The organism is Kitasatospora sp. NPDC091207, from assembly GCF_044768625.1.
Lineage (GTDB): Bacteria > Actinomycetota > Actinomycetes > Streptomycetales > Streptomycetaceae > Kitasatospora.
This window is the reverse complement of sequence record NZ_JBIVVS010000001.1, coordinates 513,778-536,923: the sequence shown is the minus strand read 5'-3', so window position 1 is coordinate 536,923 and position 23,146 is coordinate 513,778. Positions and strand designations below refer to the sequence as shown.

Annotated in this window: 12 protein-coding genes; 5 read left to right on the top strand and 7 right to left on the bottom strand. The window is 72.8% G+C overall.

Annotation, left to right across the window (positions count from 1 at the left end):
* The first annotated feature begins 142 nt into the window (after positions 1-142).
* Both ACIQTO_RS02325 and ACIQTO_RS02320 read left to right on the top strand, forming a co-directional pair.
* Positions 143-904, top strand: coding sequence for an SDR family oxidoreductase (locus tag ACIQTO_RS02325; protein ID WP_402381723.1), 762 nt, complete (start codon positions 143-145; stop codon positions 902-904).
* Positions 905-1,115: 211 nt separating this feature from the next.
* Positions 1,116-3,686: a lysylphosphatidylglycerol synthase domain-containing protein gene (locus ACIQTO_RS02320; protein ID WP_402381721.1), complete on the top strand. Its 2,571-nt coding sequence runs from the start codon at positions 1,116-1,118 to the stop codon at positions 3,684-3,686.
* 79 nt (positions 3,687-3,765) lie between these two features.
* On the opposite strand, the gene ACIQTO_RS02315 is transcribed toward ACIQTO_RS02320, so the two are convergent.
* A complete protein-coding gene (locus ACIQTO_RS02315; RefSeq protein WP_402381718.1) occupies positions 3,766-3,960 on the bottom strand; it encodes a hypothetical protein in 195 nt (64 codons plus the stop codon).
* Positions 3,961-4,230: 270 nt separating this feature from the next.
* Here ACIQTO_RS02315 and ACIQTO_RS02310 point away from each other — a divergent pair, with 270 nt between their 5' ends.
* Together ACIQTO_RS02310 and ACIQTO_RS02305 are read left to right on the top strand one after the other, a co-directional pair.
* Positions 4,231-4,872, top strand: coding sequence for a class I SAM-dependent methyltransferase (locus tag ACIQTO_RS02310; protein WP_402381715.1), 642 nt, complete (start codon positions 4,231-4,233; stop codon positions 4,870-4,872).
* Complete coding sequence (locus ACIQTO_RS02305) at positions 4,869-5,444, top strand: TrmH family RNA methyltransferase (protein ID WP_402381712.1); 576 nt, start codon at positions 4,869-4,871, stop codon at positions 5,442-5,444. The genes ACIQTO_RS02310 and ACIQTO_RS02305 overlap by 4 nt, the downstream gene beginning before the upstream one ends.
* Before the next feature lie 45 nt (positions 5,445-5,489).
* Here ACIQTO_RS02305 and ACIQTO_RS02300 read toward each other — a convergent pair whose 3' ends face one another.
* From ACIQTO_RS02300 to ACIQTO_RS02275, 6 genes are all read right to left on the bottom strand, one after another.
* On the bottom strand, positions 5,490-6,548 hold the full coding sequence (locus ACIQTO_RS02300) for an MDR family NADP-dependent oxidoreductase (protein ID WP_402381710.1): 1,059 nt from the start codon (positions 6,546-6,548) through the stop codon (positions 5,490-5,492).
* Entirely contained in the window at positions 6,545-8,254 is a 1,710-nt protein-coding gene (locus ACIQTO_RS02295) for a phytoene desaturase family protein (protein WP_402381708.1), read from the bottom strand. The genes ACIQTO_RS02300 and ACIQTO_RS02295 overlap by 4 nt, the downstream gene beginning before the upstream one ends.
* Positions 8,255-8,373: 119 nt before the next feature.
* A complete protein-coding gene (locus ACIQTO_RS02290) occupies positions 8,374-9,564 on the bottom strand; it encodes a cytochrome P450 (protein ID WP_402381705.1) in 1,191 nt (396 codons plus the stop codon).
* Between the two features lie 100 nt (positions 9,565-9,664).
* Positions 9,665-19,183, bottom strand: coding sequence for an amino acid adenylation domain-containing protein (locus ACIQTO_RS02285; protein ID WP_402381702.1), 9,519 nt, complete (start codon positions 19,181-19,183; stop codon positions 9,665-9,667).
* Between the two features lie 301 nt (positions 19,184-19,484).
* Positions 19,485-20,354 (bottom strand): sterol desaturase family protein, encoded by an 870-nt coding sequence (locus ACIQTO_RS02280; protein ID WP_402381699.1) that lies wholly within the window; start codon positions 20,352-20,354, stop codon positions 19,485-19,487.
* 299 nt (positions 20,355-20,653) lie between these two features.
* Complete coding sequence (locus ACIQTO_RS02275) at positions 20,654-21,460, bottom strand: thioesterase II family protein (RefSeq protein WP_402381696.1); 807 nt, start codon at positions 21,458-21,460, stop codon at positions 20,654-20,656.
* A 905-nt stretch (positions 21,461-22,365) separates the two neighbouring features.
* Here ACIQTO_RS02275 and ACIQTO_RS02270 point away from each other — a divergent pair.
* On the top strand, positions 22,366-23,052 hold the full coding sequence (locus tag ACIQTO_RS02270) for a response regulator transcription factor (RefSeq protein ID WP_402381694.1): 687 nt from the start codon (positions 22,366-22,368) through the stop codon (positions 23,050-23,052).
* Positions 23,053-23,146 lie beyond the last annotated feature (94 nt).

Genomic DNA, 23,146 nt, shown 5'->3' with positions numbered 1-23,146 from the left:
GGTGTTCCCAGGAACGGCAGTCCCGGGAAGTCCCTTCCCCGGAAGCCCTTTCCCAGGACATCCGCGGCCCTGGATGGCCCGCGCGGACCCGCGCAGAGTGGTCCCCGTCAGCCCGACCGTCAGGACCCGAAGGTAGAACCCCATGAGCTACGCAGCCCTCGCCACCCGCACCGCCGTCGTCACCGGAGCCGCCAGCGGCATCGGCGCGGCCACCGCCCGGCTGCTCGCCGCCGGCGGCGCCCGGGTCGCCCTGCTGGCCCGCCGGACGGAGCGGCTGGACGCGCTGGCCGCCGAGATCGCGGCGGCCGGCGGCCAGGCACTCGCCGTCACCACCGACCTCACCGACCAGGCCTCGGTGGACGCCGCCGTCACGACCGTCCACGCCGCCTACGGCGCGGTCGACCTGGTCGTCAACAACGCGGGCGTGATGCAGCCCAACCCCGTCACCGACGGCCGGCTCGACGAGTGGACCCGCATGATCGACACCAACCTGACCGGCGTCCTGCGGATCGTCCGCGCCTTCACCCCCGACCTCACCGCCGCCGGCGGCGAGGGCCGCACCGCCGACCTCGTGAACATCTCCTCGATCGCCTCGCACGTGCTGTTCCCCGACTACGCCGTGTACGGGGCCACCAAGGCCGCCGTCACCCAGCTCTCCGGCGCGCTCCGCACCGAACTCGGCCCGCGCGACGTCCGGGTCAGCGTCATCGAGCCCGGACTGACCGGGACCGAGCTGAGCGGGCACGTCGAGAACCCGGTGCTGCGCGAGCAGCTGGACGGGATGTTCGCCGCGATCCCGGCGATGACCGCCGAGGACATCGCCGACCTGATCGCCTACACCGTCACCCGGCCCCGCCACGTCAACCTGCGCCACCTGGTCGCCCTGCCGACCCGCCAGGCCTGAGCCGCGGCGCCCCCGCCCCGGGTTCCCCCACGGGCCGGCGAGGCGCCATGGGAGCATGCCAACCGTGGCGATCGTGGCGGGGAGTACGAACAGCGACACCGGCGGTGCCCGGGCGGACGGCCCGCCCGGGCACGCCGGCGCACCCGGACCGGGCCGGTCACCGGGGCCCGTCGGGACCGGCGGGACCGTCGGGACCGTCGGGACAACCGCGGTGACCGAGGCGACCGAGGCGACCGGCGCACCCGGGCCGGCCGCCGCACCCGGCTCGGCCGGGTCCGCGCTCCCGCCCGACATACCGGCGCCCCGGCCGGGCACACCCGGCCCGGCCCCCACCGGCCGGGTCCGCCAGCCGGTGGCCCTGATCCGGCTGCTCGTCGGCCTCGCCGCGATCACACTGACCCTGCTGCTCGCCGACTACGCCCGCGCCACCACCAGCGGCATCGCCGCCGACGTCGCCCAGCTCGCCCGGCTGGTGCCCCGCCCGCTGGCCGCGATCGCGGGCGGGCTCTCCACCGCCGCCCTGCTGCTGGTGCCGGTCTGGTCGGCGGTCCGCCGGCTGCTCTCCGCGGTGCCCGAGCGGCGGCGCGTCCTCCAGCACCTCTCCGACGGCCTGCTGGCCGCCGTCCTCGCCTACGGGGCCTCCGTCGCCGTGGACCTCGGGGTCGACGAGCTCGCCCCCGCCTCACTGATCGCCGCCCTCACCCAGCCGCTGCCGGGGCACGACCTCGCCCACACCGAACCGGTCTACGGCTACCTCGCCCCCGTGCTCGCCTTCCTGACCGCCTCCGCCGCCCGGGAGCACCGGGTCCCCCGGATCGTCCTGTCGGTGTCCGCCGTCGCCGGGCTGGCCGCCGGCTACGCCACGCCGACCGCCCTGCTGCTCGGCCTGCTGATCGGCTGGACGGCCGCCCACGGCACCCTCTACGCCGTCGGCACACCCGACCCCCGGCCGCGACCCGCCCAGCTCCTGCAGAGCCTGCGCGAGGCGGGGCTGCGCCCCGTCGCCGCCCACCCGGCCGGGCCCGACCGCTACCTGGTCCGCCAGGAGGCCGGGCACCCCGACCTCGACGTCCAACTGCTCGACCGGCAGGCCGTCACCGCCGCCCTGGTCCAGCGCGCCTGGCGCCGGCTGCGGCTGCGCACCGCCCCGCACCCCCGCGCCCTGCGCTCGCTGCGCACCGGGCTGGAGCACGAGGCCCTGGTCTCCTACGCCGCCGTCGCCGCCGGCGTCCGCACCCGCCGGATCGCCGCCACCGCCGGGCTCGGCCGCGACAACGCCCTGGTCGCGTACGAGTACCTGCCCGGCCGCACCCTGGACCAGCTCGCCGACGACGAGCTGACCGACCACCTGCTCACCGACGCCTGGTCCCAGCTCGCCCTGCTGCAGCGGCGGGAGATCTCGCACCGGGCCCTCGTCCCCTCCTCGATCCTGGTCGACCGGGCCGGCGCGGTGCACCTGGTCGACCTCGCGGACGGCGACATCGCGGCCAGCGAACTGGTGCTGCGCTGCGACATCGCCCAGCTGCTCACCACCCTCGCCCTGCGGGTCGGCGCCGAGCGGTCGGTGCGCACCGCGGTCGCGGTCCTCGGCCCGGACGTCGTCGGCGCGGCCCTTCCGCTCCTCCAGCCGATCGCCCTCGCGCGCTCCACCCGGACCGCCCTCAAGCAGGCCGCCCGGGCACACTGCGCCGCCCTCGCCCCGGCCGGCCGGGCGGGCACCACCGGATCCCCCGCCCGCGCCCGGCCGGCCGCTCCCCCACCCCCGCCGCCCGGCGAGCTGCTGGACGCCATCCGGGCCGAGGTCCTGCGGACCCGGCCGCAGGCGCCCGTCCGGGCGGTCAAGGTGGAGCGCCTGCGGCCCCGGACCCTGCTGGCGGTCGGCGGCGGGGTGGTCGCCGGCTGGCTGCTGCTGCCGCAGCTGTTCGCGTCCGAGCAGAACCCGATCGCCGCCGTGGGCGACGCCGACCCGCTCTGGCTGGCACTCGCCGTCCTGGCCGCGGCCGCCAGCCACTTCACCGCCGCGATGGGCTTCGTCGGCTTCGTCCCCGAGCGGCTGCACTTCCGCCACGCCGTGCTCGCCCAGCTGGCCGGCTCCTTCGTGAAGCTGGTCTCGCCGGGCGGCGTGGGCGGGGTGGCCCTCAACACCCGGTTCCTCCAGCGGTCCGGCATCCCGACGGCCCAGGCGCTGTCCAGCGTCGGCGTGGGCCAGCTCTTCGGGCTGGTGCTGCACCTGCTCCAGCTCGGCGCCTTCGTCTACCTGCTGGACACCGAGCCCGGCGGCTCCGAGCTGGACGCGCTGCCCGCCGTGGTGAGCGGCCTGGCCGGGGCGGCAGTGCTGCTGGCCGGGGTCTCCGCGGTGCCGCCGGCCCGCCGCTGGCTGGCCGCCCGGCTGCGGCCGCTGACCTCCGAGGTGCTGCCCCGGCTGCTGGAGCTGCTGCGCAGCCCCGGGCGGCTGGCCGTCGGCGTGGCCGGGCAGCTGCTGGTCTCGCTCTGCCTGGTCGCCTGCCTGTACTGCTGTGTCCGGGCGGTCGGCCGGGAACCGGCCTTCGCCTCGGTGGCGGTGGTCTTCCTGATCGGCAACGCGGTCGGCAACGCGGCGCCGACCCCGGGCGGGGCCGGCGCCGTGGACAGCGCCCTGGTGACGCTGCTGGAGCACACCGCGTCGATGGAGGAGGGCGGCGCGCTGGCGGCCGTCGCGCTCTTCCGCCTGCTCACCCTGGTGCTGCCGGTCCTGCCGGGCTGGGCGGCCTTCGCCTGGCTGCAGCGGCGCGGGGCGCTCTGACCGCCCGGGACCACGCGGCGGCGCTCCCCTTCGCGCGGCCCGGCTCGCGGCCCTTCTCGGGGCCCTTCGCGCGGCCCGGCTACTCCCGGTACTCGTCCTCGTCGAGTTCGACGACCCGGCTCTGCTCGGCGACGTCCGCGACCTCGGTGGCCGGATCCGCGCCGAGTGCCCGCCGCTCGGCCAGCTCGTCGTACTCGTCGCCCTCGCCCGGCTCGTCGTCCGGCTCCACCGCCTCGGCGACCTCGGCCGGGTAGTCCTCGTGATTCTGCGGCATGGCGTCCGTCCTCGCTGCTCGGAGGCTCCCACGGGGCCCGTTGGGGGGTACTGGAAGTATCCGTCGGCGGCCGCTCGGACGCGATGCGCCGCCCGGCCTTCGGCGTGTTGTCCGGTCCCGGTCCGCGGGTCGCGGACCGGCTCCCGCCTGCCCCGCCGTCGGCGGGCAAAACGGGGCCCCGGCCACCGGGGGTACGATCAGTGCCGTACCAGCAGGGCTTACCCACACCCACCCGGTGGCCCCGAAGCCCTACCGAACGACGGGGAAATCATGTCCGGCTCGCACTACTTCACCGGTGCACCCGAGGTCGCCAGCGAGCGCCGTCCGATCACGGTCTCCCTGCCGGACGTCACCCTGGAACTGACCACCGACGCCGGTGTGTTCTCCCGTAGCCGGCTCGACCCGGGCACCCGGATCCTGCTGGAGCACGCGCCGCCGCCCCGGGTGCGCGGCCCGATCCTGGACGTCGGCTGCGGCTACGGCCCGATCGCGCTGACCTGGGCGACCAGGCGCAAGCGGCTGCCGGTCTGGGCGGTGGACGTGAACACCCGCGCGCTGGAGCTGGTCCGGCTCAACGCGGAGACGCTCGGCCTGGGCAACGTCCGGGCGGCGCTGCCGGAGGACGTCCCCGCGGACCAGCGGTTCGCGGCGATCTACTCCAACCCGCCGATCCGGGTCGGCAAGGCCGAACTGCGCCGGCTGCTGCACCAGTGGCTCGGCCGGCTCACCCCGGACGGCTCGGCGTTCCTGGTGGTCCAGAAGCACCTGGGCTCGGACTCGCTGCAGCAGTGGCTGAACGACCAGGGCTACCCGACCACCCGCGTCACGTCGGTCAACGGGTTCCGAATTCTGGAAGCGCGGCCCCGCCCGGAGGGCGCGGGCCCCGAAAGTGGACGAGGTACGACGTCGTGAAGCAGCTCCGCGGGACCGAACTGAAGCGGCTGCACCGCCAGTGGCGGCGCAGCAACGAGTTCCGGCTCGCGCTGATCCTGGAGAACCTCCAGTCGCCGTTCAACGTCGGCTCGGTCGTCCGGACCGGCGCCGCGATGGGCGCCGAGAAGCTGTACCTCACCGGCGACACCCCGTCGGTGCGCTCCTCCGGCGCCCAGAAGGCCGCGATGGGCACCGACAAGTACCTGAAGGTGGAGCACTTCCCCACCGTCGCCGAGGCGGTCGCCGCCGCCAAGGCGGACGGCTTCAAGGTGGTCGGGCTGGAGCTCGCCGACGACGCGGTGCCGATGTTCGCCGCCGAGCTGACCCCGGCGGTGGCCTTCGTGCTGGGCCACGAGGACCGCGGCATCACCCCCGACGCGCTCGCGCTCTGCGACCAGGTCGTGTTCGTCCCGCAGCTGGGCCGGGTCGGCTCGCTGAACGTCTCCGCCGCCGCCACGGTGGCCTGCTACGAGGCGCGCCGCCAGGGGTACGCGATCAGCGGCACCCCGGACGGCAGCGACCCGGGCGGCCTGGACCTCGACGACGAGTGAGCACCGGGTGGGGGAGCGGGCGGGCCGCCCGCTCCCCCACCGCCGTCACACCTCGACCAACACCTTGCCCCGGTTCGCCTCCCGGTCCACGTAGAGGCTCCGGTAGGCCTTCGGGATCTCGTCGAATCCCTTGTGGACGGTCTGGTGGTAGCGGATCTCACCACTGCGGACCAGCCCGCCGAGGTCCTCGTGCATCGCCGCCAACTGCGGCTCGTCGAACCACTCCTGGGCGAAGATCCCGCGGATGGTGGTGCGCGGGAACATGATGTACGGCAGCAGCCGGGGCCCGGTCAGCTCACCGTTCACCGTGGTCGCCCACTGCCAGCAGACCGCGACCCGGCTGTTCACGTTGAGCATGGTGAACACCGCGTCGGTGACGGTGCCGCCGAGGTTGTCGAAGTAGCGGTCGACGCCGTCCGGGGCGGCGAGCAGCAGCGCCTCGCGGACCTTCTCGGCGTCGTCCGCCTGGTCGTAGAGCACCACCTCGTCGAAGCCGAGCTCCTTCAGGTACGCCGCCTTGCCCTCCGAGGCGGTGGTGCCGACCACCCGGGCGGCGCCCGCGCGCTTGGCCAACTGGGCCACCAGGGTGCCGATCGAGCCGGAGGCGCCGCTGATCACCACGGTGTCGCCCGGCCGGACCTCCAGGAACTTCGTCATGGTGCCCCAGCCGGTCATCCCCGGCGCGCCCATGATGCCGAGCGCCGTGCTGAGCGGCAGCCCCTCGCCGTAGTGGGCCGGGTCGAGCCGGCGGTAGGCCGGGAAGAGCATCGGGAAGATGCCGGTCTTCCACAGCTCCTCGGCGCCGTTGTGGACGACGTGGCTGCGCCAGCCGCCGAAGCCCTGGACGAGGTCACCGACCCGGAAGGCCGCCTCCGGCCCGGCCTCCAGCACCTCCATGATCGAGTCGGCGCCCATGTGGTGACCGATCGGCGTCTCCAGTGCCAGGCCGTTCTGGTACGGGTCGACCGAGACGTACCGGGTGCGGAAGAGCATCTCGTCCGGCCGGAGCCTGATCTCGACCTCCTCGACCACCTTCTGGTAGATCCGGTTCACGTCCGGCACCCCGTCGAGGTGCTCGCGGACCACCCACTTCTCGATCTTCATGCCAGGGCCCCTGTCGCGACGGTGCTGGTGGACGGAATCTCCTCGACCGGCCCGCTCTGCTGCTTCGGCGGCCGGCCGACGGGGAGGATCAGATGGGTCGGCGGCGGCGCGCTCACGTCGATCTCGGCGTGGAAGTCCCGCCCGTCGTCCCGGCAGATGAACTGCACCACGTGCCGGCCGGCGGCGGCCGCCCGGATCAGGCCGCCGATGGTGGCCCAGACCCCGGAGAGGTAGAAGTCGGAGAGCCCGGGGAGCACCGGACCGTTCTTCTTGATCTCCTGCTCCACCGTCTCGCTGCCCTCGACGAACGGGTTCCAGCCCGGGAACGTGCCGTCGTAGACGCCGGTGTAGCGGACCTGGGTGAGCGGGGTCGAGACGTCCGCCACCGAGACGGCGCTCTTGAAACCGGGGAAGCGCTCGTCCAGGAAGGCGACGATGCCGTTGCGGACCTTGCGCTTGGCCGCCATGTACTCCCGCCCGTGCTTGACCGGAAGGGTGTGCAGTTCCTCGCCGCGCCGCACCCGGGAGGACTGCTCGGGGCCGTCGTGCAGCTCCCGCCAGGGGTCGATGTCGGAGAAGTAGGTGGCGAACACCACGGTGGACTCCCGGGGCGCCAGCTCCGGGTAGTGCCGGGTGCGGAACTGCACGTTCATGCTCGGGCAGCGGATGCCGGTGAGTTCGGCGGCCTGCCGCTCGTCCAGGAGGTAGGTGGTGCACGGGTCGCCCTCCGGGAAGGGCCGGCGCAGGCCCAGGAAGAGCGAGACGTAGCCGGGCGACAGCTGGCCCGGCTCGTCGATCAGCGAGGTGTAGAGCCGGCGGTAGGTGTCGTTCAGGTAGCGGCCCTTGAGCAGCTTCATCACCGTCGTGTGGCCGTCGGCGGCGGAGACCACGATGTCGGAGCGGAACTCCCGCCCGTCGCTCAGCCGGACGCCCACCGCCCGGTCGTCCTCGACCAGGATCTCCTCGACCTTGGCGTTGTACGTCACCTCGCCGCCGAGCTTGCGGTAGCGCTGCTCGATCGACCGGGCCAGCGCGAGCGAGCCCCCCTCCGGCACCCCGGCCGCCTGGTTGGCGTGCGAGGCGAGCTGGAAGTAGAAGGGCAGCACCGGGAAGGCCGGGTGCTTCTCGTAGAGGATGAAGTTGAACGCCTCGCGCAGCAGCGGGTCGCGGAACCGCTGCGCGTAGTCGGTCATCAGGACGGTGATCGACTTCCGGATGGTGGTGAAGTACGGCAGGAACGAGGCCAGCATCCGCCAGCGCTCGACCCGGCCCATCAGCCCGACCGGCTTGAGGAACGGGTAGACCGCCAACGCCTTGCGGAACGTCCGGATGCCGTCGCAGAACTCCCGGATCGGGGCCGCGTCGGCCGGCGAGATGCCCAGCAGATGGGCCTCCAGCCGGTCGGGGTCGGAGTAGAAGTGCACCGCCCGGCCGTCCCGGCCGCGGACGATGTTGAACACGTCGAAGTGCCGCATCTCCTTACCCTGGAGGGCGCCGAGCTCCAGCCAGATCTGGTACATCTCGTTGCCCGGGCCGTTGCCGAGCAGCCAGCTGATGCACCAGTCGAAGGTGAAGTCGCTGCGGTCCCAGCCGGTGCAGGAGCCGCCGGGGATCTCGTGCATCTCGAAGACCTGGGTGCGGTACCCGTTCATCTGGGCGTAGCAGCCGGTGGAGAGGCCGCCGAGGCCGCCGCCCACGATGATCATCGTTTCTCGTCGGCGCCCCGCCGACGGTGTTTGCCGTGCCAATTCCCTGGCCTTCCTCGTGGTCGTGCCGTTGCTGTCGCGCGTGTCGCTTGCCGTGGGCCGCTGTCGGGCGGAGTCGCTCACCAGGCGATCGGGAGCGCCTGCAACCCGTTCACCATCGCGTCCGCCTTCCAGCGCAGTTCGTCCTCGGGGACGGCCAGCCGCAGGCCGGGCAGCCGGTCCAGCACCGTCTCGATGGCCACCTGGAGCTCCAGCCGGGCCAGATGCGCGCCGATGCAGTAGTGCACGCCGTGCCCGAAGCCGATGTGCGGATTGGCCTGACGGTCCAGGACGAGGCGCTCCGGCTCCTCGAAGACCTCCGGGTCGCGGTTGGCCGCGGCGGTGGCGATCATCACCGCGTCACCGGCCCGGATCGTCACCCCGCCCAGCTCGACGTCGGCCGTGGCGTAGCGGGGCAGGCTGAAGCCGGTGAGCAGCGGCACGTACCGCATCAGCTCCTCGACGGCCTTCGGGATCAGCTCGGGCTTCTCCCGCAGGCGTCGCAACTCCTCCGGGTTGACCAGGAGCTGGTGGAAGAAGTTGCCGATCTGGTTGGTGGTGGAGACGAACCCTGCGATCAGCAGGTCACAGGCGATCGAGAGCAGCTCGTCCTCGCCGATCAGCTCCTGCTCGCGGCAGGCCCGGACCAGGACGGTCAGCAGGTCCTCGCCGGGCTCGCGGCCGCGCAGATCGAGCACGCCGGCCATGTACTCGATGAACGCCTGGCCCTCCACGGCGAGCACCTCGCCCGGGGTGACGGCGGAGAGCACCGTCTCCGCCCACTGCCAGAGCATCCGGTGGTCCTCGGCGGGGATGCCGAGGACCTCGCAGATGATCGTGGTCGGCATCGGGATCGCGAAGTCCTCGACCAGGTCGGCCGGCCGCCCGGCCGCCAGCATGCCGTCGACCAGCTCGTCGGCCAGCTCCCGGGCCCGGACCCGCAGCCGTTCGACCCGGCGCGCGCTGAACTCCCTGGCCACCAACGAGCGCAGCCGGGTGTGCTCCGGCGGCTCGGTGGAGAACAGACCGGCGCCACTGCGGGCGACCGGACGCATCCGGGGCTGGTCGTGGCCCATCGCCTCGGCGAGGCTGAAGCGCGGGTCCGCCAGCACCGTCCGCACGTCCTCGTAGCGGGTGACCAGCCAGGCCCCGTCGCCGTAGGGCAACCGGATCCGGGGCAGTGGCTGCTCCCGCAACTCGGCGTAGCGGGGGTGGAGATCGAGGCCGCGCGCCTCGAACGGGTAGGACAGCGGCTGATGCTGCCTGAGCATGACGTGGTCCACCTCTCGTGTGGGACTGCCGGAACCACTGCTGGTGCGAACGCCGTCGGGGCCGCCCGGGTCACCGGGCCCGGGCGGGGCGACGCGGGCCTCAGGACACATCGGCGGCCACCCCGGTGAGGATCTCCCTGGCCAGTCCGGCGTTGCGCGCGATGTACTCGTGGTCGAGCATCTCGGCATGGGTGCCGAAGCCGCGGAACACCGCCGTGCCGGTGGCCGAACTGCCGTGCCAGGCACCGTTCTCGCCGGCCGCGTAGAGGGCCACCTTCGCGTCGTCGGAGATCACGCTGACCGGTGCGGCGATCACCCCCAGGTTGGGCGTGCGGCTGCAGAACTGCAGGTAGTCCCTGGCCTGTTCGCGGGTCTCCTGGGCGACGATCTCCGAACCGGTGTGCCGCTGCAGGTGCTCGGCCAGCTCGTGCTCGAAGGCCTGGACGTGCTCGTCGCCGAGCGTGAAGGACTCCAGGATCCGGTGCGAGTCCATGATCACCACATTGGGCACCGCCCGGCCGCGCCGCTCCAGCTCCTTGGCCACCTCGAAGGCGAGGTTCCCGCCCAGCGAGTAACCGAGCAGGGCACACGGCCCGTCCGGCTGGATGGTGTCGATCAGATCGGCGTAGCAGACGACCTTGTCGTCCCCCGCGACGTAGTTGAACGCGACCATCCGGTACTCCGGCAGGTGCGCCGCGAACTGCCGGTAGACCAGACCGTGGCCACCGGCCGGCGGGAAGCAGAAGATCGTCTGCTGCTGCTCCTGGTTGAACCAGAGGTACGGTTGGGCACCGTCGAGCCGACCGGTGATGATGTGCTCCAGCGTCCTGGCCATCCCGTGCAGGGTGGTGACCTTGAACAGCTGGCTGACCGGGATCCGGATGTTGAACTCGGCCTGCAGCCCGTGGATCAGCTCGATCAGCTTGATCGAGCTGCCCCCCGACTCGAAGAAGTCGTGCTCCAGGCCGAACTCCTCGACGCCGAGCAGCGCCCGCCAGTGGTCGGCCATCCGGATCTCGTAGAGGGTGACCGGGGGTTCGACGACCCGGCCCCCGGCCTCCGCCCGGGGCTCGGGCAGCGCGGCGACGTCCACCTTGCCGTTGGCGGTGAGCGGCAGCGCGGGCAGCTCCGCGAAGTACGTCGGGATCATGAAGGTCGGCAGGTAGCCGGCCAGGTGGCGGCGGAGCTCCCGGCGGTCGAGCGTCCGGCCCGGGGCGGGGACGCAGTAGGCGCAGAGCACGTTCTCACCGCTGCGGTCGGGCCGGACGGTGACCACCGCCTGGCCGAGCTCGGGCCACTCGGCGAGCTGGGTCTCGATCTCGCCGAGCTCGATCCGATGGCCGCGCACCTTGATCTGGGAGTCGGCCCGGCCGAGCAGGTGCACCCCGCCCCCGGCGTCCCAGCGGGCCAGGTCGCCGGTGCGGTAGAGCCGGACCGGCTCACTGCCGTCGGCCCCGCCGAGCGGCAGGGTGGCGAAGCGGCGCGCGGTCTGCTCCTCGTCGCCGAGGTAGCCGAGGGCCACGCCGGAGCCCCCGATCCACAGCTCCCCCGGTACGCCGGGCGGGACGGGCCGACCGTGCCCGTCCAGCAGGTAGAAGGCGCTGTTCGGGAAGGGCCGCCCGATCGGGACCATCCGGCTCGGCTCCAGGCCGTCGGCCGGACCCTCGAAGTAGGCGCTGTCGATGGTGGCCTCGGTGAGGCCGTAGGAGTTGATCAGGCGGGTCCGCGGCCCGCAGAGCGCGCGCAGCCGCTCGTACTCCTCCACCTTCCAGACGTCCGAGCCGACCACCAGCAACCGCATGAAGTCCAGCCGGAGGCCGGACCGTTCGCAGTGGCCGACCACGGTACGGACCACCGCCGGCACGAACTCGCCGGCGTCCACCCGCTCGGTCCGCATCACCTCGTAGAGCCGTGCGGTGTTGAACAGCAGCTCCCGGCCGACCAGCACCAGGGTCGCTCCCGAGCAGAGCGCGCGGACGTAGTCCCCGGTGAAGACGTCGAAGGAGAGGCTGGCCATCTGGAGGTGGACCCGGGCGTCGGTGTCCAGCCGGTACTCGGCGCGCCAGGCCTGGAAGGCCGAGGCGAGGTTGCGGTGCGAGACCTGGACGGCCTTGGGCCGGCCGGTGGAGCCGGAGGTGTAGATGACGTAGGCGGGGCTGTCGGGGTCGACCGGTTCGTCGGTGAACCCGGCGGGCCCACCCGGCTCAGCCGCTTCGCCGGGCTCCGCGAGTCCGGCCGGCCCCGTGAGTTCGGCCGGCCCGACGATCCTGGCCGGCAGCCCGCCGAGCCGCTCCGGATCGCCGACCAGCAGACCGGCACCGGCCCGCTCGATCATGTCCGCCAGCCGGTCCGCCGGGTGGCTCGGGTCCAGCGGGAGGTAGGCCGCGCCGGTGCGCAGCACCGCCAACAGGGCGACCACCAGCTCCGGCGACTTGTCCAGGCAGAGCGCCACCACCGAGCCCGGCCCGGCGCCGAGCGCCCGCAGCCGGGCCGCCGCCGTCCGGGAACGCCGCGCCAGCTCGCCGTAGCTCAGCCGGGCGGTCGGGCCGGACTCCGCCGGCACCACCACCGCCGGGGCGTCCGGGTCGGCGGCGGCGGCCCGCAGGATCAGCTCGTGCACCGGCTCCTCGTGGGCCACCCGCCGATCGGCACCGCTCCACCGCTGGAGCGTCCGGGCCCGCTCCACCGGACCGAGCAGCTCCAGCCGGGTGGCCGGCTGGTCGGCGTCCGCCGCCGTCAGCCCCTCCAGCAGATGGCGGTAGTGCCCGGCCAGGCGGGCCATCGTCTCGGGCAGGAAGAGGTCGGTGTTGTACTTGAGGACGCAGTGGAAGCGACGCTCCGCCTCGTCCTCGTAGGCGGACAGCGTGAGGTCGAACTGCCCCTCCTCCTCCGGGAGTTCGATGTACTCCAGGTGGTAGCCGTACTTCTCGGTGGCCACCTTGTGGTGCAGCAGGATGAACATCGCCTGGAAGACCGCCGAGCGGCTCGGATCGTGCTGCAGCCCGAGCTTCTCCACCAGCAGGACGAACGGGTACTCCTGGTTGTCCAGCCCGCCCAGCACGGTGGTGCGCACCTGGGCCAGCAGCTCCGCGACCGTCGGCGCCCCGGCCAGCGAGGCGTGCAGCGGCAGCGGGTTGACGAAGTAGCCGTAGACGGAGGCGAACTCCTCGTCGGTGCGACCGGTCACCGGGCTGCCGACGATGATGTCGTCCTGCCCGGAATAGGCGTGCAGCAGCAGGTAGTAGGCGCTGAGCAGCACCATGAAGACGGTGACGTTGTGCTCCCGGGCGAGCGTGTGCACCCGGGCGCTGAGCTCCTCGTCCAGCACGAAGAACTCGGAGGCGCCGTTGTGGGTCTGCACCGCCGGACGCGGCTTGTCGGTGGGCAGGCTGAGGATCGGCACCTCGGCGGGCAGGTGCGAGCGCCAGTAGTCGAGCATCCGCGGCGCCTCGCGGCCGGCCAGGAACTCGTTCTGCCGGTTGAGGAAGTCCAGGTAGCGGGCGGTGACCGGCGGCAGCTCGGGCGCCCGGCCCTGCCGCAGCCCCTCGTAGACGGCGAGCAGCTCCTCGATGAAGGTGAAGGTGGAGATCGCGTCCGAGATGATGTGGTGGACGGCCTTCATGATCACCCAGCGCTCCGGCCCGCGCTTGAACAGCCGGAACCGCACCAGCGGGTCGCGCTCCAGGTCGTACGGCTTGCGGTACTCACGGACGATCAGGTCGTGGACGTCGGCCCACTCCAGGCCCTGGACGTCGAAGACCCCGAAGTCCGGCTCGACCTCGGCGCGGACCCGCTGGACGGCGTGCCCGCCGTCCAGTACGAAGTTGGCCCGCAGGCTGGGGTGGCGCCCGACCAGCGTCCGGAAGGCGGCGGCCATCAGCTCCGGCTCCAGCTCGACCCGGACCTCGACCGCGCCGCCGATGTTGTAGGCGAAGCCGTCCGGGTTGAGCTGCTTGAGGAACCAGAGCGCCTTCTGGTTCTGCGTCAGCGGGTGGTACGCCTCGTCCTCGTACCGCTCGACCTCGGCCGTCGCGGCACCGCTGTCCTCGTCCTCGATCAGCTCGGCCAGGCCGCTGTACAGCTGGGCGACCAGCTCGGCCACCGGCGCGTTGGAGAGCAGCGCCACCACCGGAAGGGCGGTACCGAGCTCGGTGTTGAGCCGGGCCCGCAGCTCCATCGCGAGCAGCGAGTCCAGGCCGAGCGCGCTCAGACCGGTCCCGGGCCCGATCTGCTCCGCCGGCACCCGCAGCACGGTCGCGGCCAGCGCGACGAAGCGCTCGGTGAGCAGGGCCCGGCGCTCCTCCTCGTCGGCCGCCCGCAGCGCCTCCAGCACACTGCTCTGCCGCGGCGCCGGGGCGTTCTCCCGGGCGGCCGCCGCCAGGCCGGCGACCAGCGGCGGCGGCGCCGGGTACCAGGAGAGGAAGACCGGCCAGTCGACCACGGTGGCGACCAGCAACTGGGCACGGTCCTGCCCCAGGACCCGCTCCAGCACGGCCATCCCGCTCTCGGGCGCGAGCGAGCTCATCCCGCGGCTGTTGCGGTAGTGCTCGATCAGGCCGAGCTCCTCGATCATGCCGGTGGCCCAGGGCCCCCAGTCCAGGCTGAGCGCGGGCAGGCCGAGGGCCCGGCGGTGGTGCGCCAGCGCGTCCAGGAAGGCGTTGCCGGCCGCGTAGTTGGTCTGGCCGGCGGTGGTCAGCAGCGAGGCGATCGAGGCGAACAGCACGAAGTGGTCGAGCGGCTCCCCCGCCAGCTGCCGGTGCAGGGCGAAGGCTCCCAGCACCTTGGGGCCGTGCACCGCGTCGAACACCTCCCGGTCCAGCTCCGGCACCAGCGTGTCGCGGACCTGGCCGGCCAGGTGGAACACGCCCCGGACGGGCGGCGGGTCCAGCGCCCGGTACGCGGCGAGCCAGTCCGCGAGCGCGCGTTCGTCGGTGATGTCCAGCGACACCGGAACGGGCTGGGCGCCGAGCGCCTCCAGCTCGCGCAGAAAGGCGGCCTTGCGACCGGCGGGGCTCGCCGGGTCGAGCCCGCGCCACTGCTCGCGCGGGGGCAGCGGACTGCGGCCGACCAGGATCAGCCGCCGGGCACCCCGGCGGACCAGGGTGCGGCAGAGCAGCCGGCCGAGCGCGCCGAACGCACCGGTCACCAGGTAGCTGCCGTCCGGGCGCAGGCTGGGCGGCAGCGGCCCGGTCAGGCCCTCGGCGGGGCGCAGCCGGTTGGTCAGCCGGCGCCCGGCCCGCAACGCGATCTCGTCCTCGTCGGCCAGCGCGAACTCGCGCAGCAACGCGGCCGCCTCCTCGGCCGCCGGACCGGCCGGGCCGAGGTCGATCAGCTTGCCGGGGTGGCCGGGCAGCTCCTGGTGGCGCAGCACCCGGCCGATCCCCCAGGCGGGCGCGCCGAGCGGCTCGACCGGCTCGCCGGGGGCGGTGGCCTGGGCGGCCCGGGTGACGATGTGCAGCCTGCTGTCGGGCAGTTCGGCGCCGAGCAGGGCGGCCAGCGTGATCAGGCTGTACGCGCCGGCGCCGGTGTGGCCGGCCACGGTGGCGTGATCGGCGCCGGCCAGCGCGGGCCGGTCGAGGTTCCAGAGGTGGACCACGGCGGCCGGGTCGGGCGCGCCGGCGGCCCGCCGGTCGGCCAGCAGCCGGCCGAGGTCCGCGGCGGAGCCGGGCTCGACGGTGGACGCGCCCCCGTCGGCGGCCGGCCGGTAGCCGCTGCCCGGACGGACCAGGTGGCAACTGCCGCCCCGCCCGGCGATCCGGGCGGCCAGCTCCTCGGCGACGCCCTGGCCGTCGGCGAACAGCAGCCAGTGGTCGGGGTGTTCGGCCAGCAGGTCGGGGGTGTCCACCGCGTCCGGCAGTGCCTCCCAGGAGGGCTCGACGAGCCAGCCGTCGATGGTGGCGAGGCCGACGGCGGTGGAGGCCTTCTCCACGTCGGCCGCCCGGAAGCCGGTGATCCCGCCGAGCGGGGCGCCGCTCCCGTCGTAGACGGCGATGTCCCCGACGATCTCGTCCCCGTCGTCGCGGGTCACGGTGGCGTGCACCCAGAGCGGCTGCTCACCGACCGCTTCCAGGCGGACCTCCTCGACGGCGAGCGGCAGCTTGATGCCCGTGCCCGCCGGGCCGTCGACCAGGAGCTGCGGCGTCAGCAGGGTCTGGAAGAAGGCGTCCATCAGCACCGGGTGCACCTGGTGCCCGGCGCCCTGCCCGGCGATCGCCGTGGTCGGCCGGACCACGGCCAGCGCCTCGCCCGGGGCGATCCAGACCTCGTCGATGCCCTGGAACGCCGGGCCGTAGTGGTAGCCGAGGCCGGCCAGGGCGGTGTAGCAGTCCGGACCGGCCAGGTGGCGTGCGGCACGGCCGCGGATCCGCTCGGCGTCCAGCCGGTGGCCGGGCCGGCGGCGCTGGCCGGGGCGGACGGTGCCGACGGCGTGCACGGTGCGCTCGGGCCCGGCTCCGCCGGTGCCGTCCGCGGGGCCGGCCGTGCCAGTGCTGATGGTGAACGAGCCGTTCTCGGCGGAGAGCGTGAGCCGGACGGCCCGGCTCTCCTCGTCGGGCAGGAAGAGCGCCTTGCGCAGCTCGATGCCGGCCAGCGCGGCGTCGGCACCGCCGGTCAGCGCGCGGACCGCCTGGACGGCCATCTCCAGGTACCCGGCGGCGGGGAACAGCACCTGCCCCTGGATCCGGTGGTCCTCCAGGTAGGGCAGCGCCTCGGCGTCCAGCCTGGCCTCCCAGGCGGGCTCGGCACCGGCGAGACGACGGCCGAGCAGCGGGTGGTCCAGCCGGCCCCGGCGGACCTGCTCCACCGACCGGGGCTCGACCCAGTGCCGGTCCCGCTTGAAGGGGTAACGCGGCAGCGGCACCGGGCGCCCGGCGGGCTGCAGCACCGACCAGTCGACCTCGACGCCCAGGTTGTGCAGGGCGGCCAACGAGGCGGTGAAGGTGGTCCGCTCGTCCTCCTGACGGCGGATCGACGGCAGGGTGCGGACCTCGGGGCGGTCGGCCCCGCCGGGGCGGGCCTCCAGCGTCTCCTGGATCGAGCGGCCCAGCACCGGATGCGGCCCGACCTCCAGGAAGAGGCTGTACCCGTCGTCCCCGAGCCGCTGCACGGCCTGTTGGAAGCGGACGCTGTCCCGGACGTTGTGCCACCAGTAGGCGGCGTCCAGCTCGGTGCCGTGCGCGGTGCCCTCCCGGCCGGTGAGGTAGAGCGGCACCCGGGCGGGGCGGGCCTTGAGGTCGGCGAGCGACTCCAGCAGCTCGTCCTTGATCAACTCCATCCGGGCGCTGTGGTACGGCACCTCGACGGTCAGCGACCGGGCGAAGACCTGCTCGGCGGTGAGCGCGGCGGCCAGCTCGGCGAGCACCGTCTCGTCCCCGGCGAGGGTGAGCGAGGCCGGGCTGTTGATCGCGGCCACCGACACCGCGTCGCCGTACGGGCGGATCCGGCGGACCGCCTCGGCCTCGGTGAGGGCGACCGCGAGCATGCCGCCGGTGCCGGCCAGCTTCTGCTGGAGCCGGCTCCGGTGCACCACCACCTTGACCGCGTCGGCCAGGTCGTAGACGCCGGCCTCGTGGAAGGCGGCGACCTCGCCGGTGCTGTGGCCGACCACGGCGTCCGGACGCACCCCGCGACTGCGCCAGAGGGCGGCGAGGCCGACCTGCACGGCGAAGTTGGCCGGCTGGGCGAGCCAGGTCTCGGCCATCCGGGAGTGCGCCTCGTCGGCGGCCAGCTCGTCGGTCAGCGACCAGCCGGTGAGCTCGGCCAGGTGCTCGGAGCAGCGCTCGACGGCCTCGCGGTAGACCGGCTCGGTCGCGAAGAGCCGGCGGCCCATCCCCCACCACTGCGGCCCCATGCCGGTGAAGACCCAGGCCAGCCGGCGGTGCCGGGCCTCGCGCCGTTGGCCGGTCAGCACCCGGGGGTGCGGTTCGCCGCGCAGATAGGCGGTGAGCGCCTCGTCCAACGACTCGCGCGAGTCGTAGACCACGGAGAGCCTGGCGTCGAGGTGCTGGCGGCGGTGGGCCAGGGTGTGACCGAGGTCGACCGTCCGGGCGGGGACGCCGCCGCGCGCTCCGGTCAGTTCGCCCTGGATCCCGGCGGCCAGCTCGGGCAGCGCGGCGGCGTCCCGGGCCGTCAGCGGGAGGACGGTGGGACCGCCCGCCGGCGCGGGCCGCTGCTCGGCGGGCGCCGGCTCGGGAGCCGCCTCCAGCAGCACGTGGGCGTTGGTGCCGCCGAACCCGAAGGAGTTCACCCCGGCCCGGGCCGGCCCCCGGTGGGCGGGCCAGGGGGTGAGCTCGGTCGGGATCTCGAACGGCAGGGTGGCCGGGTCGATCGCCGGGTTGAGCCGCTCCAGGTTGATGTGCGGCGGGATGAGCCGGTGCTTCAGCGCCAGCGCGGACTTGATCAGCCCGGCCAGGCCGGAGGCGGATTCGGTGTGCCCGATGTTGGTCTTGACCGAGCCGACGTAGCACTTGTCGCCGGGGCGGCGGCCGACCGCCAGCGCCCGCGCCAGGGCGTTCGCCTCGATCGGGTCCCCCACCGGGGTGGAGGTGCCGTGCGCCTCGACGTACTGGAGGGTGCCCGGCGTGATGCCGGCCTCGGCGCAGACCCGCTCGATCAGGGTGACCTGGGCATCCGCGTTGGGCACCGTGATCCCGTTGGTGCGGCCGTCCTGGTTGACCCCGCTGCCGATGATGACGGCGTGGATCGGGTCCCCGTCGCGCCGGGCGTCGGAGAGCCGCTTGAGCGCGACGACCGCGACACCCTCGGCCCGGACGTAACCGTCGGCCGAGGCGTCGAAGGTGCGCGAGCGCCCCTCCGGGGAGAGGAAGCCGCCCTTGGTCTCGGCGATGGTGTACTGCGGCGCGATGTGCAGCAGGGTGCCGCCGGCCAGCGCGAGGTCGGTCTCGCCCCGCAGCAGGCTCTGGGCGGCGAGGTGGACGGCGACCAACGAGGAGCTGCAGGCGGTGTCGAGGGAGACGCTGGGCCCCCGGAAGTCGAAGCAGTGCGAGATCCGGTTCGACACCATCGTCATCATGGTGCCGGTGGCGGTGTGCGCGGCCAGGGTCTCGAAGGAGAGGTCCGAGAACTGGACGATCTTGTAGTCCAGGGTGAACGCGCCCACGTAGACGCCGACGTCACGCCCCGCCAGCTCGCCCGGCTTCTGCCCGCCGTCCTCCAGGGCCTCCCAGGCCACCTCCAGCAGCTTCCGCTGCTGCGGGTCCATGTGGTCGGCCTCCCGGCCGCTGATCCCGAAGAACGCCGGGTCGAACTCGTCGAAGCCGTCGATGTAGCCGCCCCGGCCGCCGACCAGCCGGCCGGGCTTGGCCTTGTCCCGGCTGCCCAGGGTGGCCACGTCGTACCGGCTGGGCGGGGTCGGCGTGATGCAGTCCTTGCCCTCGACCAGGTTCTGCCAGAACGACCGGTGGTCGCCGGCACCGCCCGGGAACCGACAGCCGATTCCGATGATCGCGATCTTCTCCGGACCACCGCCGGGCTCACCGGCGAGCGGCCCGGCACCGGTCGGGGCGGAGAGGGCCGCAGGGGCGGCGGTGGCGTAGAGGGTGTCGGAGGCGGTCGATGCGTCAGTGGGATCGGGGAAGGCGGCGGGGCATGAATCCGTCATGGTCGAGTCCTTGTGTCGCTGCGTTCGCGCGCGCGGCACGGGCGTGGGAGCACCGCACGGGCGTGGGGACGGCGGCTGCGGACCGGCTCCGGGCAGGCCGGAGACCGGACCGGCCGAAGGGGACAGGCCGAGGGCCGGGGAGTGAGCGGACAGATGGACGGCGGCAGCGCGGGACGGCACCACCGGAACGCGTTCGGAATCGCGAAGGCCGGCAGAAGTCGGAAGCTACGAACGGAAGGTCGGATCGGATCTCGGGCGAATGTCGGAGAAGTCCCGGACGGGAGGCACGGGCAGCGGGACGTCAGGCCGGGGAGTCGTCGGCCCGCACCGGGCGGCGCCAAGGCTGGAGATGACTGGCGATCACCTCACGCGTCCGGGGGAAGTCGGACGGGTACCGCAGCCCCACCGCGGCCGGCCGGCGACCCGGCTGCCAGGTGAAACTGCCGAAGGCGTGGTCCCAGACCGAGAGGTCGGACCCGTAGTGCCCGGCCTCCGCCAGGTCGACGCTGTGGTGCAGCCGGTGCTGCTCCGGGCCGGCGAAGACATGGTTGAGCGCACCGATCCGGACATCGACATTGGCGTGCACGAAGTAGCCCTGGGCGACCACGAACAGACCCACGACGAAGACCGATTCGACCGAGAAACCCGCCAGCGCGAGCGAGAGCTGCACCGCCCCCTGGGTGAGCACCACATCGACGATGTGGTTGACCCCGTTGTTGGCGACGTTGACCTTGTCCGGCACGTGGTGCACTCCGTGCAGCCGCCAGAGCCAACGATTGGCGTGGCTCCACCGGTGCATCAGGTAGTTGGCCAGCGAGCCGAGCAGCAGCGCCGCCGGGATCTCCACCTGGAGCGGCAGCACCGGATGCAAGGGCGCCGCCCACCCGACCACGGCCGACACCGGCACCTGCGACAGTGCCCCGCCGATCATCGTCAGCACGAAGTAGGTGCCGTACCAGCCCCACTCGCCGGCGCTCGGCCGCCATTCAGGTTCGTACGGAATCAACCATTCCAGAACCGTCAGATAGCCGATCGTTCCGATCAGGAAGAACTGGCTCACCCGACCGAGATCCCAGCGCCAGCGCAAGGCCGCCGTCGCTATCGACACCAGCGTGACCAGTAGGAACGGGTAGGCGACGTGACGCAGCACGGAGCGCAGCTGCTCGCCCATGGCCACCCCCTTCGCGATCCACCATCGAACGATCACCGAAAGCATTCGTTCTGATACTAACGGTGGCCGGAAGGGGACGCGAGGCATTTTTGAAAAGAATCACAAGCTGCGCCATTTGTCGGATTATAAGCAGTCGAATAACCCGCCTGCGGGCCGCCTGAATTCCGCCGGGAATTCTCATCATCGGATCAGAGGATCTGTCGATGTCATTCCCACGCCACCGCCCCGGGGCGGCCCGGGGCCGGCGCGACCCCGGCAGGAGGCACCGGGCCCCGCCCCGGCCCCACCCGAGCCGCGCCCTACCCGAGCCGGCCCTGCCCGAGCCGCGCCGGCAGGTTCCGACCGGCGATGAACGCGCTGATCGCCGAATGCACCGACAGCGAGTGGTCATTGAGGAAGAAGTGCCCACCCGCGAAGGTCCGCACCGAGCAGCCGGCGGTGGTGTGCTCGGCCCAGGCCTCCGCCTCCACCGCCGTGACCTGCGGATCCGCGTCCCCGGTCAGCACCAGGAGGGGCTGCCCGACACGATCCCGGCCGGGACGGCTGCGATACGTCTCGGCGGCCTTGTAGTCGCCGCGGACCGACGGCAGCACCATCTCCAGGAGCTCCGGGTCCCGCAGCATCAGCGGATCCGTCCCGCTCAACCGCTCCACGTCCCGGATCAGCGTCCGGTCGTCCGCCCGGTGCACGTCCTGCGCCGGGTCCCGCGGCCGCGAGGGCGCCCGCCGCCCCGAGACCACCACCCCCTGCAGCACGATCCCGGCCCGCTCCATCCGGACCGCCACCTCGAACGCCACCGACGCCCCGAGGCCGTGCCCGAACAGCGTGAACGGCCGGTCCGCCCACGGCAGCAGCTCCCGCACCACCTGGTCCGCGAGCTGGTGCACATCCTCGACGCAGGCCTCCCCCGCCCGGTCCTGCCGCCCGGGATACTGCACCGCGAGCACGTCCACCGACGTGGGCATCGCCCGCGCCACCGGCAGGAAGTACCCTGCCGAACCGCCGGCATGAGGAAAGCAGACCAACTGCGCCGGCGCGGCGGGCGCCGGCTGGAACCGCCGGATCCAGAGACTGCTCCGCTCCGGTGCCGCTGCGTACCGTGGCATTCCCATCCCTCACCCTCCCTCGGGCCACCCGAGACGGCCCACCTGGCTGCCATTCAAGCCCCGCCGCCGCACCGGGACCAGATGCCCATCCCCCTCATACGCCCCGCCCCACCCCTACCCACCCCCTGACCACCGCCCCCATGACGCCGCATCACCCCCCCCACCCACCCCCGGAGAACACAAAAGGCCCGGCCGGACCAATCCGACCGGGCCTTCCGTCGCGGAGCGGTTCCCGGGGCCCGGCCTCGTCGCCCGCGCCGCTTCCCGACTTGTCGGAAGCGGCGGCCAGGACGTCGACGGGGGCGCCGGCGCGCGTCCGCCCCCCGGCAGCGAGCACCACTTCGTCGACCCGGGCGTCCGGCGCACGGGCGACACGGCGCTCCTCCGGCAGGTCACAGGCGATGTTCCAGCGCAGTCGCATTCTCGCGCCATAACACCCGTGTACAACGTACCCCCTACCTGTACACTGTTTGTACGAGATGCTCCACTGTACTATTGTATTCGTAGTCAATGTAGAGTGAAGCATAGTGCTCGGCCGACGGGGGTCACGGGGAATGTCTTGTTTCATGGGCTATTACCGACATGTCGATCGGCGCGGGTAGATCACCTCCCGACCCTGATTTCCGTCGGCATTCGCGCCCTGCCGACGGATTACCGGCACTTCGGTCCTCACCGTTTGTCAACCGCCCGCCGTCGATCCAAAACGGGTCGATGTGCATCCCCCATGCGCGTTTGAAGATGCTGACTCAAGCTCCGTTTCATTGGATGAAAGTGGAGGGTATCTCGGTATGGACCAACAGTCGACAAGGCTTATGGAGCCGCGCATCTCGCGCCACTTACCCAGAGTGATTACGTCACCACGCACGGGATTCCAGGACCCTCGTACGGCCGTACGCGTACTCACCGTGCAGAGCGAGCCCCACGCGGCGGAATTCCTCATGATGGGGCTGCGTCGACACGGGTACCACGCCGTGGCGGTCGACACCGGCGCCGAGACTCTCCAGCAGTACCAGAAGGCCGACCTGCTCCTCGTGGACCTGGATCTTCCGGATCTGGAAGGCGTGGAACTGTGCCGAATCATTCGAGCTTCCTGCGACGTCCCCATCATCGTCGTGACCGCTCGTGACACGGAACTCGACAGAGTCCTCAGTCTGCGCGCCGGATCGGACGACTACGTGGTCAAGCCGTACAGCCTGGCCGAGCTGATCGCCCGAATCGAAGCCGTCATGCGCCGAGTCCGACTTCAGTCGTCCGCCGCAGAGGACATCATTACGGTCGGCTCGCTGCGCATCGACCTCCACGCCCGGGAGATCCTTCTGGACAACATGCCGGTGGAGGTGACCCGAAAGGAGTTCGACCTGCTGTACCTGCTCGCCTCACGTCCGGGAAGCGTCGTTTCGCGCCGGCAGATCATGGCCCAGGTATGGAGTGACGCGGGGTCGAAGCCGGGGCGGACGATAGACACGCACGTCAGCAGTTTGCGGGGCAAACTCGGTTCCAGTAACTGGATCACCACCGTGCGCGGCGTCGGATTCCGTTTGGGGGTTCCTCCGCGCCCCCGAAGCACCAGCCCGGTCGCGGACTCCGCGTAGGTCGGTGACAACACCTTCGACCACGACTGCGCGGCGCCGGGCCGCAAGCCCTCGTCGGCTTGCGGCCCGGCGCCGCGCCCTCGCCCCCGGCCGC

What these genes read in the sequence shown, in the direction of transcription:
- ACIQTO_RS02285 (WP_402381702.1), bottom strand. Translation starts at nt 19,183, where the DNA reads ATGACGGATTCATGCCCCGCCGCCTTCCCCGATCCCACTGACGCATCG.
- ACIQTO_RS02315 (WP_402381718.1), bottom strand. Translation starts at nt 3,960, where the DNA reads ATGCCGCAGAATCACGAGGACTACCCGGCCGAGGTCGCCGAGGCGGTG.
- ACIQTO_RS02325 (WP_402381723.1), top strand. Translation starts at nt 143, where the DNA reads ATGAGCTACGCAGCCCTCGCCACCCGCACCGCCGTCGTCACCGGAGCC.
- ACIQTO_RS02290 (WP_402381705.1), bottom strand. Translation starts at nt 9,564, where the DNA reads ATGCTCAGGCAGCATCAGCCGCTGTCCTACCCGTTCGAGGCGCGCGGC.
- ACIQTO_RS02310 (WP_402381715.1), top strand. Translation starts at nt 4,231, where the DNA reads ATGTCCGGCTCGCACTACTTCACCGGTGCACCCGAGGTCGCCAGCGAG.
- ACIQTO_RS02300 (WP_402381710.1), bottom strand. Translation starts at nt 6,548, where the DNA reads ATGAAGATCGAGAAGTGGGTGGTCCGCGAGCACCTCGACGGGGTGCCG.
- ACIQTO_RS02275 (WP_402381696.1), bottom strand. Translation starts at nt 21,460, where the DNA reads ATGCCACGGTACGCAGCGGCACCGGAGCGGAGCAGTCTCTGGATCCGG.
- ACIQTO_RS02280 (WP_402381699.1), bottom strand. Translation starts at nt 20,354, where the DNA reads ATGGGCGAGCAGCTGCGCTCCGTGCTGCGTCACGTCGCCTACCCGTTC.
- ACIQTO_RS02295 (WP_402381708.1), bottom strand. Translation starts at nt 8,254, where the DNA reads ATGATCATCGTGGGCGGCGGCCTCGGCGGCCTCTCCACCGGCTGCTAC.